At 67.6% G+C, this 18,531-nt stretch carries 17 protein-coding genes and 3 pseudogenes; 10 read left to right on the plus strand and 10 right to left on the minus strand.

What is annotated here, in order from left to right; genetic code table 11:
- Window positions 1–317: 317 nt before the first annotated feature.
- Window positions 318–1,541 (minus strand): ABC transporter permease, encoded by a 1,224-nt coding sequence (locus Q8A52_RS33040; protein ID WP_316758135.1) that lies wholly within the window; start codon window positions 1,539–1,541, stop codon window positions 318–320.
- Between the two features lie 111 nt (window positions 1,542–1,652).
- On the opposite strand from Q8A52_RS33040, the gene Q8A52_RS33045 reads away from it, so the two are divergent.
- Window positions 1,653–2,255 (plus strand): TetR/AcrR family transcriptional regulator, encoded by a 603-nt coding sequence (locus Q8A52_RS33045; protein WP_316758137.1) that lies wholly within the window; start codon window positions 1,653–1,655, stop codon window positions 2,253–2,255.
- On the opposite strand, the gene Q8A52_RS49185 is transcribed toward Q8A52_RS33045, so the two are convergent.
- Complete coding sequence (locus Q8A52_RS49185; protein ID WP_408649293.1) at window positions 2,154–2,891, minus strand: lysylphosphatidylglycerol synthase domain-containing protein; 738 nt, start codon at window positions 2,889–2,891, stop codon at window positions 2,154–2,156. The genes Q8A52_RS33045 and Q8A52_RS49185 overlap by 102 nt on opposite strands.
- A 993-nt stretch (window positions 2,892–3,884) precedes the next feature.
- Here Q8A52_RS49185 and Q8A52_RS49190 point away from each other — a divergent pair.
- Window positions 3,885–4,040, plus strand: a pseudogene (locus Q8A52_RS49190) (transposase); the annotation flags it as partial.
- Between the two features lie 150 nt (window positions 4,041–4,190).
- Complete coding sequence (locus tag Q8A52_RS33050) at window positions 4,191–4,919, plus strand: SDR family oxidoreductase (RefSeq protein WP_316758139.1); 729 nt, start codon at window positions 4,191–4,193, stop codon at window positions 4,917–4,919.
- Window positions 4,920–5,589: 670 nt separating this feature from the next.
- Here the strand turns inward: Q8A52_RS33050 and Q8A52_RS33055 are convergent.
- From Q8A52_RS33055 to Q8A52_RS33065, 3 genes are all read right to left on the minus strand, one after another.
- Window positions 5,590–6,486, minus strand: a complete 897-nt coding sequence (locus tag Q8A52_RS33055) for an RNA polymerase sigma-70 factor (RefSeq protein WP_316758141.1) — start codon at window positions 6,484–6,486, stop codon at window positions 5,590–5,592.
- Window positions 6,487–6,594: 108 nt separating this feature from the next.
- A complete protein-coding gene (locus tag Q8A52_RS33060) occupies window positions 6,595–7,326 on the minus strand; it encodes an SDR family oxidoreductase (RefSeq protein WP_316758143.1) in 732 nt (243 codons plus the stop codon).
- A gap of 261 nt (window positions 7,327–7,587) precedes the next feature.
- Window positions 7,588–8,784, minus strand: coding sequence for an NAD(P)/FAD-dependent oxidoreductase (locus tag Q8A52_RS33065; RefSeq protein ID WP_316758145.1), 1,197 nt, complete (start codon window positions 8,782–8,784; stop codon window positions 7,588–7,590).
- A gap of 398 nt (window positions 8,785–9,182) precedes the next feature.
- Between Q8A52_RS33065 and Q8A52_RS33070 the strand changes: the two genes are divergently transcribed.
- Window positions 9,183–9,848 (plus strand): nitroreductase, encoded by a 666-nt coding sequence (locus tag Q8A52_RS33070; protein WP_316758295.1) that lies wholly within the window; start codon window positions 9,183–9,185, stop codon window positions 9,846–9,848.
- 132 nt (window positions 9,849–9,980) lie between these two features.
- Here the strand turns inward: Q8A52_RS33070 and Q8A52_RS33075 are convergent, their stop codons facing one another.
- Both Q8A52_RS33075 and Q8A52_RS33080 read right to left on the minus strand, forming a co-directional pair.
- Window positions 9,981–10,547 carry a hypothetical protein gene (locus tag Q8A52_RS33075; RefSeq protein WP_316758147.1) on the minus strand — a complete coding sequence of 189 codons (567 nt, stop codon included), beginning with the start codon at window positions 10,545–10,547 and terminating at the stop codon, window positions 9,981–9,983.
- 260 nt (window positions 10,548–10,807) lie between these two features.
- A pseudogene (locus Q8A52_RS33080) lies at window positions 10,808–11,112 on the minus strand (helix-turn-helix domain-containing protein); the annotation flags it as partial.
- A 348-nt stretch (window positions 11,113–11,460) separates the two neighbouring features.
- On the opposite strand from Q8A52_RS33080, the gene Q8A52_RS33085 reads away from it, so the two are divergent.
- Window positions 11,461–13,509 (plus strand): spermine/spermidine synthase domain-containing protein, encoded by a 2,049-nt coding sequence (locus Q8A52_RS33085; RefSeq protein ID WP_316758149.1) that lies wholly within the window; start codon window positions 11,461–11,463, stop codon window positions 13,507–13,509.
- A gap of 275 nt (window positions 13,510–13,784) precedes the next feature.
- On the opposite strand, the gene Q8A52_RS33090 is transcribed toward Q8A52_RS33085, so the two are convergent.
- Complete coding sequence (locus Q8A52_RS33090; RefSeq protein ID WP_316758297.1) at window positions 13,785–14,327, minus strand: TetR/AcrR family transcriptional regulator C-terminal domain-containing protein; 543 nt, start codon at window positions 14,325–14,327, stop codon at window positions 13,785–13,787.
- A gap of 52 nt (window positions 14,328–14,379) precedes the next feature.
- On the opposite strand from Q8A52_RS33090, the pseudogene Q8A52_RS33095 reads away from it, so the two are divergent.
- Together Q8A52_RS33095 and Q8A52_RS33100 are read left to right on the plus strand one after the other, a co-directional pair.
- Window positions 14,380–14,613, plus strand: a pseudogene (locus tag Q8A52_RS33095) (FAD-dependent oxidoreductase); the annotation flags it as partial.
- 602 nt (window positions 14,614–15,215) lie between these two features.
- Complete coding sequence (locus Q8A52_RS33100; protein WP_316758151.1) at window positions 15,216–15,425, plus strand: hypothetical protein; 210 nt, start codon at window positions 15,216–15,218, stop codon at window positions 15,423–15,425.
- Window positions 15,426–15,464: 39 nt separating this feature from the next.
- Here Q8A52_RS33100 and Q8A52_RS33105 read toward each other — a convergent pair whose 3' ends face one another.
- Window positions 15,465–15,920 (minus strand): hypothetical protein, encoded by a 456-nt coding sequence (locus Q8A52_RS33105; protein ID WP_316758153.1) that lies wholly within the window; start codon window positions 15,918–15,920, stop codon window positions 15,465–15,467.
- A 262-nt stretch (window positions 15,921–16,182) separates the two neighbouring features.
- A complete protein-coding gene (locus Q8A52_RS33110; protein WP_316758305.1) occupies window positions 16,183–16,344 on the minus strand; it encodes a hypothetical protein in 162 nt (53 codons plus the stop codon).
- A 136-nt stretch (window positions 16,345–16,480) separates the two neighbouring features.
- Between Q8A52_RS33110 and Q8A52_RS49195 the strand changes: the two genes are divergently transcribed.
- The 3 genes from Q8A52_RS49195 to Q8A52_RS33125 all read left to right on the plus strand — a co-directional run bounded on the left by Q8A52_RS49195 (window position 16,481) and on the right by Q8A52_RS33125 (window position 18,527).
- On the plus strand, window positions 16,481–16,672 hold the full coding sequence (locus Q8A52_RS49195; RefSeq protein ID WP_408649294.1) for a hypothetical protein: 192 nt from the start codon (window positions 16,481–16,483) through the stop codon (window positions 16,670–16,672).
- Window positions 16,673–16,825: 153 nt separating this feature from the next.
- Complete coding sequence (locus tag Q8A52_RS33120) at window positions 16,826–17,626, plus strand: hypothetical protein (RefSeq protein ID WP_316758155.1); 801 nt, start codon at window positions 16,826–16,828, stop codon at window positions 17,624–17,626.
- Window positions 17,627–17,708: 82 nt separating this feature from the next.
- Window positions 17,709–18,527, plus strand: coding sequence for a hypothetical protein (locus Q8A52_RS33125; protein ID WP_316758156.1), 819 nt, complete (start codon window positions 17,709–17,711; stop codon window positions 18,525–18,527).
- Window positions 18,528–18,531: the final 4 nt, after the last annotated feature.

Raw genomic sequence — 18,531 nt, forward strand, 5'->3', positions numbered from 1 at the left:
AGGCGCCGCAAGCACAAGGAGGCAAAGAAGCCGACTCTCGACCGATCTTGGAACCTGTAGTTCGAACGGAGTTCCTTGTACGCGCCCATGCCCACGGCTTCAACTCACCTGCACGGTCGTGTGATTGCCTTGCGCACGTGTACGGCAACGCGGTCGGTCATCCCATCGGGTACGCCGGTATCCGTCGGACATGACGGACCTCGGAAACCCACACCAAGCGGCCTCTGTCGTCGGTGAGCGCGATCACGAGCAAGCCAAGGCATTTGTGCCTGCCCAAGCAGTTCTTCCGATCTCCTCAAGTCTCTTCAAGGGCTGGATCACGTGCCCGCAGCGTGTCGGGCGTGCGAGTGTTTGTGCATCCCGATTCGCTCAGGCGAAGACGAGTGTGAGGATTCCTCGGGGGCCGACGGCACATGGGGCGGCGCGACTTCGTTTGCCGGGCGCTCATCACCCACCGTCACGCTCTCGTTGGCGACGGGGCCGTTCGCAACGGGGGCCGCGCGGTGGCCGAACAGGACGGCTGCCAGTCCCAGCACGCTCCACAGGGTAAGGACTGCGATGTGGCCTGCGCTGTCATTGCCGTTGAAGTAGGCCGTGTCGCGCACGAGGCTCGCGCCGGCGCCCGGCGGCAGCCACTGACCGATGTCATCGACCACCTTGGGCAGCAGTTCTGGTGCGGACGTGCTGCCGGAAAACGGATTGCCGACAAAGACCATGAGCGCCGCGCTCAGCCCAAGCCCGGTCGGACCCACAAGCGTGACCACCCCGCCAGTGGTGGCGCTGATGGCGAGCATGGTGAGTGACAAGGAAGCCCAGGTTGCCAGATGCTCGTGCGGCAGTGCACCGAGAAAGCCCTGGGCAACCAGGTAGCCCCCGAGGGCGGCCGCTCCGCTCACGGCGATCAAGGCCATGAGACGCGACACAGGTCGCAGCCTCCGGGACATCGTAATGACCAAGGCAATCATGATGCTGCAGATGGTCAGCGGCAGAAGCGCCGAGCTGAAGACCACGCCCCGGGGGTCGTCTGCCGAGATCTGGACGACGTCCACAGTCCTCACCCGGATCTGCGTCGGCGCCTTGGGGCCGGCCTTGCCTCGCTTGGAGCGAGCGGACGTGCCGTGGACAGATGAGACAGCGCGGTCCGCGGCCGCCTTGGATGCATGGGCGGCCAGTTGCCGGCCGGCCTTGTCCAGCAACTGGGCGACGGTCGGGCTCGCGGCCGTGGACTCCAGCACGGTGAGACTGCCCGGCGCGACAACGTAGGCACCGTAGACGTCCCGCCCCCTGATGGCGGACCGCGCCGACGCCTCGTCGGGGTAAAGGCGGAAGTCAAAACCGCCCGGCTTGCTGTGGGCCAGGCCCTCGACCGCACCCTGGCTTGCCGTGCTCGTGCCCACGATCCCCACTGGCAGGTCACGCGGCGCTGTGCGCGCCGCGGGCCACGCAAAGGCCATCACTGCAAGTGAGATCACCAGCGGCAATGCCACTGCCATGACGGCCACATGACGCCATGACTGGTGTCCCGCCAAAGGGGTCTTCACGGCCTTGCCTCCCAAAAGCGAATGATCGTTCTCCAGGAACCCAGTCTGTTAGGCTCATCACCGGAGAGTCAAGACGAACATTCGTTTTTCTTGTTTGGATAGGATGCCCCCATGCCGAAGGTATCCCAGCAGTACATGGACGATCGCCGTACCCAGATCCTGGATGCAGCCCGACGATGCTTCCTGCGCGACGGATTTCACTCCACGTCGATGCAGGATCTGTTCGCAGAGTCCGGGCTCTCGGCGGGCGCGGTTTACCGGCACTTCGCGAGCAAGGACGAGATGATCCTCGCCATTGCCGAAGAGAACATGCGTGAGGTCCTGACGATGGTCCACACCGTCGCCACAACTCGGCCCAGAGGTTGCGTAGGGGCCGTCATCGCCGATGTCCTCGACCTCGTGTCAGCCAGATCCGCGGAACACGACACCGCAAGGCTGGCTGTGCTGGCCTGGTCCGAGGCCCTGCGCAACCCCACGTTGGCCAGACAGTTCAACACCCTGCTGACCCAGATGCGCTCCGACCTCGCAGAGGTCGTGCGAGAGCACCAGGAAAGTGGTGCTCTGCCCAAGGAAGTGACTGCCGAATCCATCGCCAGCGCGCTGGTCTGCTTCCTACCCGGCTACATCCTCCAAGTGGCCATGCTCGACCCCACGCTCGTGGATGGGGTCGCCGACGCGGTGCGGGCTCTGTGGCCGGAGCCGGCCACGCCCTGACCGGCTCCGTCGTTGGACGAGCAAGACCGACCACCCGGCGACACCGATCAGTCCTGGGTTGAGGGTCCGGTAGAGAAGATCAGCGGCCGTGGCGGCCGCCATCGGCATTCCGCCGTGATGCAGAGTCAGGACCAGAGCCGCGTCGAGAGGGCCAGGTCCCGCGGGCAGCAGAGGTAGAGCCGATGCGGCCGTCATGGCAGCGACGTAGGCGAGCAACACCTTCTCCGAGGCCAGGGCCGGGCCCACCGCATGGCACACGGCAAGCACGCAGACGAGATCGCCGACCCAATTGATCAGGGCAGCGCCAAGCCCCAGGAACCAGAATCGAGCCGGAGGCTGCATGGCAGCCAACTCCTCCAGCAAGCCATCAGCCGACGTCGGCCCGGCGGCGGTGACGGCACAAGCCGCTGAAGCTTGAACGGTTGCCCCTACCAGCTGGGCACTGTCCCCAGCCAGAGTCCTGCCAAGTCCAGCAAGCATGATGAGTGCGACCGCGCTCAGAACACCGGTGACAGCATGGGTGAAGCAGATCAAAGGCATGCTGGCACCCCGGGCACGCATACGCCGTGTCCGGTAGGTGATCGATACCAGGCTGCCGCCAGGCAGAGTCGCGCTGAGAGCGTTCCCGGCAAACACGGAGGAAGCCGCAGCACCTCCATGCAGGGCCTCTTCGCCGAAGCGGACCTGCCATCAGGAGCCGTCTACCGCAACTTCTCAAGCAGGGGCGAGATCACCTCCGCCCCGGCCAAAGGCACCGTCTGCAAGGTCATCGATGTCATCAGCCCCCGAGCGCAGCGACGGATCCGTCGACGCAGCACCGGCAGAGGCCTGAGCCGGGGCACTGATTAACCAGCGCTTGAGGCCCGGGTACAGGCACAGACCGACACCGGTGAGAGCCGATCTCACCGACGTCGTGCGCGCCCACCAGGAGGCAGGGTGCCTCCCCACCGACGCCCCTGCGAGCCCCACGGCAGACGCCCCGCTCGCCGTCGCGCCCGGCCACATGCTCCAGCCGGCCCCGCTCGGAGCGAATACGGTGCCCGGCACCGCCGATGCCCAGCGCATCTTGCGGCCGAACGCGGTCCGCGGCGGGAAGGGCGCCGGACAGCGTGCGCATCGCCAGCGCCAACGCCAAGACGGCTCCCTGACCGACATGGGGCGGCCGGTGCAGCATCCCGACGCCAGCGGCGCAGCACCTTGGCTGCAAAAAAGAATCGTTCGTTTTATTTTCGAGGTGGGCGTCAAGGGACGGACGCCCGTGGCCCGCCCAACCGAGCAACGGGGGCGGGCAGCCCCGTCCCTGCGAGAGGCGGACACCGCAGGGCGGGGCCCTTTCATGCTCGTGCGGTACGTGTGACCTCGGCCTTGGTAGTGGCAGCGGCGGGCTCGGGACCGGCTGGTACGTCGGTGGCGTGGCCAGTGCAGGCGGTGTTCGTTGCGGGGGGACAGTGAGGTGTGGCGTGACGATCCCGCAGGCGGTGCGGCGTAAGCGCGCCCGGGCGACGACAGCCCGCCGCCTGGGCGCGCCCACGCATACAGGGCCATCACCGAGATGATCATGGGGTGTTCACCTGGCAGGACTACCGTGACCCGCCGGTGCGGGCGCGCCTCCGACTCGGCAGCCCCGTGGTGGTCAAGTGGGACAGTTTGGATGTCCACCGCTGCAGTCCGTTACGCCAGTACGCGGCCGAGCATGACGGGCCCACTATCGCCCACCTGCCCACCTACACGCCCGACCTGAACCCGGTCGAGGGCATCTGGCCGCCACTCCGACGGCGCCGCTACCGCCAACGTGGTTTCCCTCGACCGCGACCACCTCGCCCAAACCCTCCGAACCGGCATACGACGCCCAGCGACAGTCCGTTAGGCGCACGCAACGCCCACATGGGGGTTATGTTCCATATTGCTGATATATCTCCGGACGAAAGGTGTGTCATGAAGTTCGCGGTCATCGGCGGTACCGGGCTGATCGGGTCGCAGGTCGTCAAGAATCTGAACGCCGCCGGGCACGAGGCGGTACCGCACTCGCAGTCCACCGGAGTCGACGTCATCAGCGGCCGGGGACTGGACGAGGCGGTGGCGGGAGCCGATGTCGTAGTCAATCTGACGAACTCCCCGACCTTCGACGAAGCCTCCCCGGCCTTCTTCCAGACCTCGATGGACAACCTTCTGGCCGCGGCCCACAAGGGTGGCGTCGGCCACTTCGTCATCCTCTCGATCGTCGGGACGGACCAGGTGCCGGAGCTGGACTATTACCGGGCCAAGGCGCTCCAGGAGAGCATCCTCGCGGCCGGACCGATCCCCTACTCGATCGTCCGCGCGACGCAGTTCATGGAGTTCATCGACGCCGTCCTGTCCTGGACCGCCGACGGGGACACCGTCCGGTTGCCCGCCACACCGATCCAGCCGATCGCCGCCAAGGACGTGGCCGCCGCGGTGGCCGAAGTCGCTGCTGGCGCCCCGCTGAACGGCATCCGCAACATCGCCGGCCCCGAGGTCTTCACCCTGGACGAGCTGGGCCGCATCACCCTCTCCCACAAGGGCGACAACCGCACCGTCGTCACCGACCCCACCGCCGGCATGTTCGCCGCCGTCAAGGGCGACGTCCTCACCGACAGGGACGCCCACCTCGCCCCCACCCGCTACACCGACTGGCTCTCCTGACTCGCCCGCGCCCTCTCAGACGCGCAGACCACCAAGCGCCAAGCCATGGCCCGTCGTGGGTGATGGCAGAACTCGGCACGACTGCCAGGGGTGGTGATGCCGCTTGATACCGCCACCCCATCACCGTGACGGGTGTTGGACCGGCTCGCAGTTGTGCCTGTGCGATGAGTCGTTGACGGTTGAGCAGGTCAAATCGTGGGCCGTGGGGACAACGGTGTTCCATGCCGGGTTCGCCCACCGTTGGGCAGGTCCGAACCCCGTGAGAGGGCGTCGGACTGCCTGAACGAATTGCGTGCGCCCCTTGAGAAGAAGCATGGGCGGACGCCGTGGGAGCAGGTCGGGCAGTTTTCCACTGTGGGTGCCGATGTTCGCCATGGCGGGCTGTTGCCAAGCGCCCGGGCCGTGGGACCTGTGGCGGCGGTACTCCGACGTCGAGCAGCTGCCCTCGGCGGGAGCAGCTGCGCCTGGTTGCCGAACGGATCAGCCACGTACTTCGACGAGCATGGCTCGTACTTCGTCGACCAACCGGTGGATGCCTCCCTCGGTCTGGTCGCCGTGAGGTAGTGGCGGTTTCTGCGGGACGGGTACGCGTTGCCCCGCCGAAGCGGTCCTGCCGCGTCCCGGGTCGTCGGACTTCCGGGCGCGGCCCGGGACCCGGTCTGCCATGTGCTCAGACAGTCATGGCAGCAAGTTTCGACGGGTTCATCATGACGAGCACTCGGTCGATACCGTCCGGGGTGACGCTCACGGTGAGGACGGCGAACACGGTGCCGTCACGTGACAGGCTCACCGCCGGCCTGCCGTTGGCCTCGACCGGTTCCACCGTGACGCCGGGCCAGAAGCGGTCGGCGAACGCGTGGTAGTAGTTCGCCACCCGGTGACGGCCCACGACGGGGAACTTCGACGCCCGCACGACCCCTCCGCCGTCGGAGAACGAGACGACGTCTTCCGTGAACAGCTTCTCCAGTACGGCCACATTCCCTTCCTGGGCGGCCGCCACGAACGCTGTCAGGAACCTCTGGTGGTCAGCGGCCGCGACGCTTGCCCGTTTCTCCGCGACAAGGTGCTTCCGCGCCCGGCTCACCAGTTGGCGGGCATTGGATTGCGTCTGACCGATGATCTCCGCGATCTGCTCGTACGGGTAGTCGAAGGCCTCCCGGAGCACGTACGCCGCCCGTTCCGTGGGGGTGAGCTTCTCCAACAGCATCAGCACCGCGACTTCCAGCGCTTCCGCGTTCACGGCACCCAGCGCCGGGTCGCTGCTCGTGTCGACCGGCTCCGGAAGCCACGGGCCGACATAGGTCTGACGGCGAACCCTCGCTGACTGCAGCACATTGATCGCGAGCCTTGTCACAGTCGTCGTGAGAAACGCCCGTGGGCTCTCCACCTTGGACCGGTCGTAGGTCTGCCATCGGATCCAGGCCTCTTGGAGGATGTCCTCCGCTTCGCTGACGCTGCCGACCATCCGGTAGGCGATCCCGAACATGTAGCCGCGGGCGTCCTGGAACGCTGCCTCTGCTTCCCGGAGGTCCTCGGCGTCATCCGCTGGATTGTTCTTCGACGGCATTGTGCACAATCCTTGCTGTCCGGCAGGTTCGACGGCAACCGCGACCACACGCATGAGGGCGAGGATGACCCTCGGGGCACTGATGGACCGTCGAGGATCGCGGCTGGTTCAGGAGAGCCAGTCCGTGTAGTGGGTGGGGGCGATGCGGGCGTCGTTCCCGGCGGTGAGGACGTCGCCGTGGACGGCGGCGTACATGCTGGCGGTGTCATCGGTGACGACGGAGCGCCCGTCGCCTTTGGCCGTGACGGTCAGTCGGCCGATTTCGTCGAGGGAGTAGACGTCGGGTCCTGCGACGTTGAGAACGCCGTTGAGCGGGGCGCCGGCGGCCACTTCGGCGACGATGCGGGAGACATCGTCAGCGGCGATCGGCTGGAGTGGCGTACGCGGCAGGCGGACGGTCTCGCCTTCGGTGGTCCAGGACAGGATCGCGTCGATGAACTCCATGAACTGCGTTGCGCGGACGATGGAGTACGGAATCGGGCCGGCCTTGAGGATGTCTTCCTGAAGCACCTTGGCCCGGTAGTAGTCCAGCTCGGGCACCTGGTCCACACCGACGATCGAGAGGATGACGAAGTGTCCGACGCCGCCCTTCCTGCTCCCGGCGAGGAGGTTGTCCATCGACGACCGGAAGAAGGCAGGCGAGGTTTCGTCGAAGGCCGGGGAATTCGTCAGGTTGATGACGACATCGACGCCAGTCACGGCTTCCTCGACGCCCCGGCCGGTCACGAGGTCCACGCCTGTGGCCGGGGAGTGCGGAACGGCCTGATGGCCGGCCGCGTCGAGGTTCTGCACGACCCGTGACCCGATCAGCCCGGTGCCGCCGATGACCGCAAATTTCATGGCATTGCCCAACCCTAGATACTCATGTCCTGCATGTAACTTTATGCACCAAACCTACCCTCACAAGGAATCGATGCGCCTGAACGGCATTCGATTGCGGTGCGGCCGGAACACCGTGACCAGGCCTCACCGCAACAGGAAAGGCGACCGGTACCGCACACGTCACGTGAGTGCGGTACCTGTCGGCCATGCCCTTCATGCGCTCCGTCGGTGATGCCCCCGGCGGGACCGGGAGCACGCGATGCGCCCGCGCTTGCGCTGTCAGAGGTTGGAGAAACGGCCTGCCTGGGCGAGGATCTGCTCGAGGTCATCGACCGGGGGATAGATCCACAGCGCATTGATGTTCCGCTTGAGGGTCTTGGCGTCCTCTCCGGTCATCTGGACCGTACGGTCCCAGCCCTGCGTGACCACGGCGCCGGCCGGCCCGAGGTCCAGGCAGGTGCCGTAGGGGTCGGGGGTAAAGGGCAGCGGGTCGGTTCCCAGAAGGTCGGCGACCACGTTGTGCCCGGCGAACTTCCCCATCGGCAGGGCATGCTGGCAGCTCTGCGTCGTGTAGTGCCCTGCCTCCGCCAAGGCGACGGCGGTGTCGCCGGCGGCGTAGACGTCGGGGACACCGATCACCCGCAGGTAGGCGTCCACGCTCAGCCGTCCCAGCCGGTCGCGTTCCCCCGGGATCTGCGCCGTCAGAGGGCTCGCGACCATGCCCGCCGTCCATACGACGGTCGCCGCGGGGATCACCTCGCCGTCCGACAGGGTGACGTCCTCGGAGGTGGCCGAAGCCACGGTGCGACCCAAACGGCGTTCGATCTTCAGTTCGTCGATCGCGCCATCGATGTGCGGGCGGGGTCCGGGGCCGAGCTCCGGCCCGATGACATCGGCACGGTCGACCAGGACGACCCGCACATCCTCGCCCGCACCGTGCGCGTCCGCGATCGCCCGCAGCCGTTCACACAGACCGGTCGAGATCTCCAGCCCGGTGAAGCCGGCCCCGACCACGACGGCCGTGTACCGGCCGGGGGACGACGCCCCCCGGGGCAGCCGCCGCAGATGGTGATCGAACGCGGCCGCGGCAGGCAGCGTGTCAATGTCGAACACATTCTGCGCACCAGGGAAGTTGGGCCGCACCAGCCGACTGCCGGCGGCCAGTACGAGCTTGTCGTACGCCAGGCCCAGCTCCTCACCGGTCCGCTCCATGGCACGGACCGTGTGCGCGTCGGTGTCGATCCGGCTCACCGTCGCCGTGACACGGCGGACACCGATCGGGCCCAGAATCCGGTCCAAGGAGACCCGCATGCTCTCCGGGTCCTCTTCGTACAGGCGCGGACGCACGACCAGGTCGTCGCCACCGCTGGCGAGGGTCACCCGCACCGCACCCCCTGCCTCACGCGCGGCACGCACGGCTCCTGCCGCGCTCCACACGCCGGCGAAACCCCCACCGATGACAAGGATGTCCTTCATTCGCTCTCCTGTGCCGTGCTGCCGATTACCCCCCTTTGACAGGACAGGCGGGAACCCTGTGACGAGGAAGCGATGTGACGTGCGTCTCTCGTGGGCCGCGGGAAGCCGTCCGAGCGCTCGCGCTGGGCCTTCCTGCCCTCCTGGGCGACCATTGGTCCGGCAGGGCCACGTTCGGCCGTAAGCCCGCCAGCACCCCGCAGCGGCGAGCGTGGACGGTTCCCTTCCAGCGCCGGTGAAGGCGACTGGGCCGATGAGCTTTCCGGGCACAGTGCCCACCGCACGGTCATCCGTGCGGGCGCGTCCGGGTGTGGCTGTCACTGATGAGGTGGTCCCGTCACATTTTCCGGACCCTGGCTGTCAATTGATTAGAATACGGACATACAGGAAGGTAGATGATCTTGGACGTCTATGAGGCGGTCAGGAGCCGACGGGCGGTGCGCGGATTCACCGACCGGCATGTCCCGAGGGAGGTGCTGGAGCGCGTGCTGTCCGCCGCGGCTTGGGCGCCTTCCGGGTCGAACCTCCAGCCGTGGCACGCATACGTGTTGACCGGCGGGCCGCTGGCCGAACTCAAGAAGCTCGCCGGCGAACGCGTGGCCGCAGGCGACCCGTGGGACGAGCGGGAGTACGAGATGTACCCGCCCACACTCAAGTCCCCCTATCGCGAGCGCCGGACTGCCTTCGCCGAGCAGCGCTACGGCGCACTCGGTATTTCGCGCGAGGACGGGGAGGCGCGCCAGAGGGCCGCTGCCGCCAACTGGGACTGTTTCGGTGCGCCTGCCGCCCTGTTCTGCTACATCGACCGCGACATGGGCCCGCCCCAATGGGCCGACGTCGGCATGTATCTGCAGACCGTCATGCTGCTGCTCCGCGCCGAAGGGCTGCACAGTTGCACGCAAATGGCCTGGTCGGTGTATCGCAAGACCGTCGCGGAGGTCCTGTCGCCCCCGGACGGGCTCATCCTCTACTGTGGCATGTCGATCGGGTTCGAGGACGGCACGGTGGCTTACGCCCGCACGGGCCGGGCACCTCTCGACGAGACGGTCACCTTCGTCCAGGGTTAGTGGTCAACCTCGGCCTTCGGTCTGACCGTGATGATCTGTCACACCTGGACCAACAACGCGAAGGTCAGACGCTCACTGATCGCCTGCTGTCCCGCAATCCAGATGACGGCCGGCGAGTTCGCAAGCGCCCTTTCACACGGGCCGCGTGCTGTCACCAGGAGGCCGGCGGAGCAGGTGCAGACAGACGACCGAGGCGACGACGGACCGCCGTTCGGAGGCGTCCAGGCGAGGGTCCATTTCGACAACGTACTGCTGCAACCCGATCCACGAGTCGATGGTGCTCACCGTGACCCGGCCGAGAATCTCCGGCGCGGGGCCCCCTTCCGGATCACTCTCCGTGAGATGCCATTCGGCGTAAAGGAGACCCAGCCGCGTGAGGAGGAATTGGCGTCCCTGATCCGTCTGGAGGCTCAGCTGCCGGGTCTTGATGAGTCCACGGGCACCGGCGGTGCCGACCTCCCGGTCCGCGGCGTCGGTGAAGCGGAACTCCACCGGCCCGAACTGCTCGATACGGACGATGAACGCGCCGGACGTCTTGATGAGGACGGAGTGCGTGTCGTCGGTGTACGTGACGCAGGCGAGCGGGGTCCCCTTCACGGTGGACACGGCCAGGGCGGGGCCCACGTATCTGCGCCACCGTGAACGCTTCGGCTGCCCCACCACGACAGCTTCCAGCTCGAACAGACCGGGTTCCGTCATCGGCCTACCTTCCCCCGCCACGGCTTCCCTCTCGACCGAGTACGTCCACTGTGACCGAGAACCTGCCCGATTCCCATCACTCGGGCGGACATCGACGCCACGCGATCTCGGACCGGCAACCGACTTACCCGCGCCGCCACCCTCGCCCCGGAACGAATGGAGCAGCACTCCGCCGTCGGCCCACGCTGGACGTTGGCAGTCCCCCGGCGGCCTCTCGATCAGGAAAATCCTGGCCCCATGAGTGATCGTGTACCTCAGCGCCAGCGTGTGCTCAGGGGGGTGGTGGGCGTCGCCACGACGAAGTCCTCGTCATCAGAACGGAGCAGACGGGGACGGCCTCCCGCCCGCCGAGGGTCCGTCAGGCCAGCCCGATCTCGTTGAACTTGTGGATCACCTCACGGTAGGCGTCCTCGTCGGCCTGCACCAGTTGGGCGATCACCGGCGCCCGGTTCCCACCGGCCGAGGCCAGCAGCATCATCGCGCGCCGGTAGCGCACCGAACTGGTGCTGCCACGGCGCACGATCTGCTGCAGCTTCTGCCATTCCTGGTCGGTCGGTCTGCACACCCGGACGGGCTCGGTCGAAACGCGCCTGCAATGGCCGGAAAGGCTCGGCGAGCCAAGCCGAGCGGGCGTGTCTGGGCGCCGGCCCGTGGGTGACCGTATCCACATGGCAGACCGATTGCGTGACAAGGCCTCGTTCGGCACGATCGCTGCGGAGCTCGGCCGCAGCCCGTCCACGGCCACGGTACCGGCGTGTCCGCATCGAAGGCGGCGGTTGCGGGGGTGGTGTTCCAGGTCGGCGAGGTACTGCTGGTGGAGACGCCCGCAAGTCTAGTCTGAATCGATCGATATCGTCATAAAATCGGCAAGTCGCCTCGACTCGCCGGGCTGCAGCTGGCACCGTAAATGCGCGTGAAACTGATCAGAACCGGACATATTGACCGCTCGGTGTGCTGGCGGCTACTGCTGGCCAGCGCCACCATGCTCTTCGTCGAGCTGGCGCTGATCAGATGGGCGGGGGCCAACGTCGTCCACCTCAGCTACTTTTCGAACTTCATCCTGCTGGGGTCGTTCCTGGGCATCGGCATCGGGTTCCTGATCCCAGCCGCGCGTGGGCAATGGCTCAAACGCTGGGCACCGGTCCCGCTCGCGGTTCTCGTCATCCTGGTACGCGAGTTCCCGGTGCAGGTGCGTCAGAGCAGCGACCAGGTCATCTACTTCACCGCCGTGAAGACCACCGGCCTCCCCGAGTGGGTGACGCTGCCGGCCATCTTCCTGCTCACAGCGGTGATCATGACCGCGATCGGCAAGATCACCGCCGATCTCTTCCGCCGGCTTCCCTCGCTCGATGCCTACCGCTACGACCTGCTCGGCAGCATCACCGGCTCGGTGTCCTTCGCCCTGGTGTCCTGGCTCCGCGCTCCGTCGGTCGTATGGGGCGTACTCGCTGCCGCGGCCCTGCTGATCCTCGGAGGTCGGCGCAACACCCTGCGGTACGGCATCCCCCTGACGGCGATGGTCGCTGTGCTGTTCGTGGAGACGACGACGGCCGGCATCTCCTGGTCGCCCTATTACAAGATCCAGCTCACACCCTCGACGTCCACCACCCGGGGGTACCACATCTCCGCCAACGGCGTCCCGCACCAGAGCATCGCGCCACTCCCGGTACTGATGCAGAAGAACTCGCCCTATCGGCAGCCGTACGACCGGACGCCCGGCAACCCGCACCAGCGCGTGCTGGTCATCGGAGCCGGCAACGGCAATGACGTCGCGGTCGCGCTGGCGCACGGAGCGCGGCGCGTGGACGCGGTCGAGATCGATCCCCGGCTGCAGCAGATCGGCGCACAACTGCACCCCGCGAAGCCGTACGACGATCCCAGGGTGCACGTCTACATCAACGACGGCCGGGCCTTTCTGGAGCGGACGAACGCCAAGTACGATCTCGTCGTCCTGGCGCTGCCGGACTCGCTGACGCTGGTGGCCGGCGCGAGCAATCTGCGGCTGGAGAGCTACCTGTTCACCCAGCAGGCGTTCAAGGCCGCGCGCGATCACCTGGCGCCGCACGGCGCGTTCGCCATGTACAACTACTATCGCAAGAGCTGGCTGGTCGACCGTTTCGCCGGCTCACTCGATGACGTCTACGGCCATGCCCCCTGCATGACGACGTTCGGCCAGAACGCGGCCGTGCTGGTGGCCGGAATGACGACCGCCGACCAGTCGTGTCAGCAGATCTGGCAGCCCAGCGGCACGGTCCCGGAGGCCGCGAGCGACGATCACCCTTTCCCGTATCTGCTCCACCGGGACATTCCCACGCTCTACCTGGGCGCACTGGGCGCGATCCTGCTGGTGACGCTCCTGGCGGTGCGCCTGACCGGGGTTCGCATCCGAAGAACGGTCCACTACACCGACATGTTCCTGATGGGCGCGGCCTTCATGTTGCTCGAAACGAAGAACGTGATCGGTTTCGCGCTCTACTTCGGTACGACCTGGCTGGTCAACGCCCTGGTCTTCATCGGCGTCCTGCTCGCGGTCCTCGCGGCGGTCGAAGTCCGGCGCAGGCTGCGGCGGGTCAGGCGACTGCCGCTGCAGCTCCTGCTCTTCGGCACCCTCGCGGTGGCCTGGCTCGTCCCGGCGCACGCCGTGCTCTCGCTGCCCTTCGCCGGACGGCTCGCCGCCGCCATCGCCCTGGCCTTCGCCCCGATCTTCTGTGCCAACCTCATCTTCTCGGACCGCCTCGCGCTCGCCCCGGATCCGACGTCCGCGTTCGGCGCGAATCTGCTGGGCGCGCTGACCGGGGGCGCACTCGAGTACCTGGCCCTGGTGACGGGCTATCAGGCGCTGCTGCTGGTGGTCGCCCTGCTGTACCTGGGGGCGTTCGTCGCCATGCGGTTCGCCGGGCCCGGGGCGGACACGCAGTCGCCGTCGGTGCCGGACGAGACGGTGGCCCTCAACAGCCGGTAGAGCTCGCATGCAGGAGACGGACCACAGCCCTGTTGAACGGCACACTCGCCGAGTACGCCTGCGGTCATCGCCGAGGCCACGCCACCGCCGGCGCCCTGGACAAAGCCTGGGTCACCATCCACGCCCAGACCCGCGTCCCCGCCAACGCTGCATCTGTTCTTCTCGCCGAGCAGGGACGTGGTCGCGTGGGCACCCGCCGCGAAATGGGACCGACAGACTGCCCGCACGGCCCGTGGACACCGACCCCGGCCTCGCTCATCGGCAGGAGCTGAGCGTCACGCCGACGGCCGGGTGAGTTTGGCGGCCACGGCGTCGAGGACCCAGTCCAGGCCGGTTGCGAAGGATGCCTCGGCGTCCACGTCCGTGCCGTCGTACACGGCCTTGGTCAGCGCCGGGAAGCGGCCCGTGGCCAGCATTCTCGTCACATGCGGGCCGGAGGCGCGCTGCCAGTCGCGCTTGGACAGGCCCGTGGCGCGCTCGGCCCGAAGGTTCGCGATCTCGCGCCTGATCGCGCCGGTGAAGTAGGCGCTGACAGTCTCCACAGCGCGCATGACCGTGTCGATGTCGGCGAGGCCGTCGAGGGCGGCCAGCTTGGCCTCGGTCACGGCGAGGCCGTTCGGGCCCAGGGTCGGGCGGCCGCCGAGCAGGTCGGCCAGCCATTCGTGACGGAGAGCGGCCTGCCTGGTGCGGTGGGCGAGGATGCACAGCGCCTCCCGCCAGTCACCGGGATGCTCCTCGGGGAGAATCTCGGCCTGAACCGCGTCCACCATGAGGTCGAACAGCTCCTCCTTGGTGGAGATGTATCCGTACAGCCGCATCGGTCCGGCGTTCAGCCGGGCGGCGACCTTGCGCAAGGACACCGCCTCCAGCACCGCTTTCGTCCACCGCCCCCTCTACGTCCTGCCCGTGTCCCACACCTGGACCCACGTCCCCGGGGTGACGCTACTGGGCGACGCCGCCCACCTGATGCCCCCGTTGGGGGCGGGCGCGAACCTCGCGATGCTGGAAGGCGCCGAACTCGCCGAGTCCATCACCACCGGCCCGGCAGATCTGGACGAGGCCGTCCGCGCCTTCGAGGAACAGATGTGGGCACGGGCCGGCAGGTGTGGTCTCCGGGGGCGTCGTGCCGCCAGGTTCTCTCCGGCCTCGACGGCGAGTCGCGGGGGTGTCGTCGTGGAGCCGAGCATGCGGGCGGCCACGGGGATGGGCGCTTGGAGTACGAGCTGGCGGGTCGCCGACGCGCGTCCTCGCTGGGTAGGGAAGCCCAGGTCGCGGAGGCGAATTTCGAGGGTGTCCGAGGTCGTGGGTTGTCCGGCCCGTCGGCCTGCGAAGAGCCATCGGGCGCCCGGATTGGTTGTCGGCCATGGTGTTCGGCCGCTGGCCAGGGTAGTCCACCAGCATGCCGGCGAAGGGCTTCGGGAGGGGCGACGGTGGGTCGCCGAGCCGGATCCGGACCTCGCCGTCCTCACGGAGGACATCGTCGATGGTGAGCCGTGCGATCCGGGTGAGCGGCTGCGCGTAGCGGAGGACGAGCGCGGCGGCCTCGCGGTCCTGGAGAGGGATGCCGTCGCGGTTGACGGCCTGCCGTAGCAGGGTGAGCCGTTGGTGCTGAGCGAGCGGGGTTCGCGGCCCCGCGGTGACCATGGCCGTAAGGGTCCAGCTGCCAGCCAAGTTGACAACACCGTCAGAAATCTTGGAGTCCTGCAGTGTCAGGGCGTGTCGCGCGCCGCTGCCCCCTGCATGGTCACCTGCGACATGGCGCCCGGGACCAGGCGACAATTCCTCGTCCCAGCGCCCCGCAGGACGCCGGCCTGCGCTGCCCGGACCTCGCCGCCGCAGGCCGGCTCCTCGCGCTGATCGACTCTCTCGACCAGGCCCTCCGCTACGGCCGCGTCATCCACCGGGACACCCGCTGAGGCGGCGGGGCCCTGCGTATCCGCTCTCTCTGCAGCGGCCTACTGCACGTTGACGGTGACACGCCACAGCAGGGTGGGCGCAGTGCACATGGGGCCGGGCGGGACGGTCTTGCATTCCCTCGTGGCGGAGAGCGTGGCAGACCCTGAGCCGGTTGCTCTAAAGATGCCCAACGCGTCACCGTTCGGGATGGCGATGCTGGTTACCTCTGCGAGGACGTTCGAGTCCGAGGATGTGGGCGCGCTCCAGACGAACGGTGTGCCGGGCCCGGGCGCGTTGGTGCTCGTCAGGAAGACAGTGACGATGTCGCCGCGGTCGACCGTCACCGTCTTGCCGTTGTCGGCAGCAGTGAGTGTCAGGATCTGGGCGCTGGTCGCGGAGGCTCGCGGGGCAGGTGTCACGGCCGAAGCAGCCGTGACCGAGACCCCTGTCGCAGCCAGAACGAGCCCCATCGCCACAGGGACCGACAGCCGCCCGATGACCTTCATGACCTTCACGATGACTCCCGGTGATAGACCTGCTCTGCGCTAGTCCAATCCCCTCTGGGGCCAGCCACCGATGCCTCAACCGGCAACCTTCACCCCATCCGGTGACCGTGTCACTCGACCGGGCCGCAGCAGGCTCGAAGGGCCCGCGGTCGGACGGCCTTCAGCCGCCGTCAGGGCTCTCGGTGTGTCGGCCGACGCTGGTGCGGAAATCGGGTACGCCGAGGTGGACGGTGGTGTGCCGGGCTGCGAGGTCGCGCATGGCGGTGAGCTTCTACTCGGCGGCGGCAAGGCTCGCCTCGATCGCGGCGATCTCACAGAGCCGGCCCTGTTCCCCGGCCTCCTGTAGGCGGTCGAGCAGGTTCGTGTGGATCTCCTCCCGTGGGGGCATCTGCGCGGGGTGCTCGAACCGCAGCGATCGCGGCCGCCAGCTCATGCCGGGGCACCACCTCGGCCCGCCGCTCCGCCGACATACCGGCCGTGTTCGGCTGGTCCGTCCCGTTCAACAAACGAGAACGACGTGGTCCGGCTCTGCGCCGTGCTCCACTCCTGCGAGGACCGCTTCGGCATACGTGTCATCGCGCTCTCCTTCGACCGGCTGGCTCCTCGGTCGCGGCGCCGCCCAGCGCACCGGCCGACGCGAGGCACTCGCCGTAGAGCGCTTCGCGTTCTGCCCGGACGAGACGGGCGACGACCCGCAGGACCTTCCGGACTACGCCAAGCGGCTTGTCGGCGCGCGTACTTGGTCCTGCCACCGGGACTGAGCGGTGCTGCACCGGACCAGGAACCGTAGGTGCCGTACGGGCGTCTCTGCCGCCGCAAGTGGAGAGCACCGTCCGGCACCAACGACCTGGGGGGCATCCGCGATGACCCGAAAGACCCGAAGAACCTGGAAGACCTGGAGATCCTGGAGAGCGGTGACCACTGCTCTCGCCATCCTGATCGGCCTGACCGCCGCCGGGGCGTCACCCGCCTCCGCCGACCCGGGCGGACCGGTCGCGCCCAACCTGGACCAGCACTGCGCCGTGCAGAACAGTGGCAGCGGTCCCATGACGATCGCGATACCCGTCGACCGGATCACCCTGAACGTCGAGTCCGTCGGTTACGCGCCCGCCAACTCCACCATCACCGCCTTCTACACCATCAGCGGCAGCACCAAGACCGGCACCGCCACCGGAGCGTTCGACACCGCCAGGAAGAACGCCACGTTCAACTTCTCGGTGTCCAACCCGCCGCCGGGCGCGACACTGACCGTCACCTACCAGGTGTGGTGGCACGACGTCGGCGTCTACTACAGCAACTTCGTGAGCGCTCCGCTGGCTCCCTGCACCCGGGACAACACCGCCTACGTCGACGCCTCGACGTGGAACGACTACGTGACCGTGACCGGCGTCTCCCAGCGGTGCGAGACCGTCGACATCGGCGTCGGCGGCAGGCACGCCTATGTCCGCGAGGACATCGTGACGGTGAACGTCGCGCACGGTTCGTCCTACTGGCCCTCGTGGTACGCGGGCCGGTCGGTCTGGGCCGACTACTGGATCGTCGGCCAGAAGACCTACACCTCGGGAACGTCCGGCGTCTTCGACTCCGATGGCAAGGCCACGCTGTCGTTCGTGATCATCGCTCCGACCACCGGCGCCGAACTCGACGTGCTGGCAAGCGGCCAAGCGGGCTCGCACACCTTCCCCGCGCATTCCTGGGCCACCATCGCCTGCTGACCCGGCTCCGACACCGAACAGCATCATCGACCCAGGGGGAGAGATCAAAATGACCAGGAGAGCACCAAGACCGCCAAGGCCATTGAGCGCACTGAGATCACGAAGAGCGCTGAGCGCACTGATCGCGAGTCTGGCCCTGCTCATCGGCCTGACCGCCGCCGGAGCGTCGCCCGCCTACGCCGGTCTGGACGGGCCGGTGGCGGCCTACGTGGACCAGCACTGCGGAATGGACACCACCGGGAGCGGCAAGACGACCACCACCGTACCCGTGGACCGGGTCACCCTGAACCTGGAAGCCGTCGGGCACGGCCCCGCCGACTCCAAGATCACCGCCGTTTACACCATCCCCGGCACCAGCAAATACGGCACACTGTTCGGCCAGTTCGACCCGACCAAGGGAAACGTCACCTTCAACTACACGGTGGACAACCCGCCCGCGGCCTCGACGCTGAGCATCAGCTACGAGGTCGTCTGGACCGACGGCACCTACTACAGCAACACGCTGACGCGCACCCTGCTCCACTGCACGCGGGACAACACGAGCGGGGTCGACAGGGAGTGGTGGTTCGACGACGCCTACGCCACCGCCTTCCAGCAGTGCACCACCGTCGGCACATGGCCGTACTCCATCCGCGCGGTGGACGTGACCGTGCACATCTCGCACGACCTCTCCGACGCATCCAGATTCGCGCGGCAACCGGTGTGGGTGGACTACTGGATTCCCGGCAAGAAGGGCTACACCTCGGGAACGTCAGGCACCACCGACTCCGTCGGTGATGCCTGGGTGACGTTCCGGCTGGTCGCCCCGCCCACCGGCGCCGAACTCGACATCCTGTCGAGCGTCAGGGAGGACACGAGCCGCACCTACCCCGTCCACAAGTGGGTCACGATCGGTTGCTGACCGG

The organism is Streptomyces herbicida (assembly GCF_032656585.1).
Lineage (GTDB): Bacteria > Actinomycetota > Actinomycetes > Streptomycetales > Streptomycetaceae > Streptomyces > Streptomyces herbicida.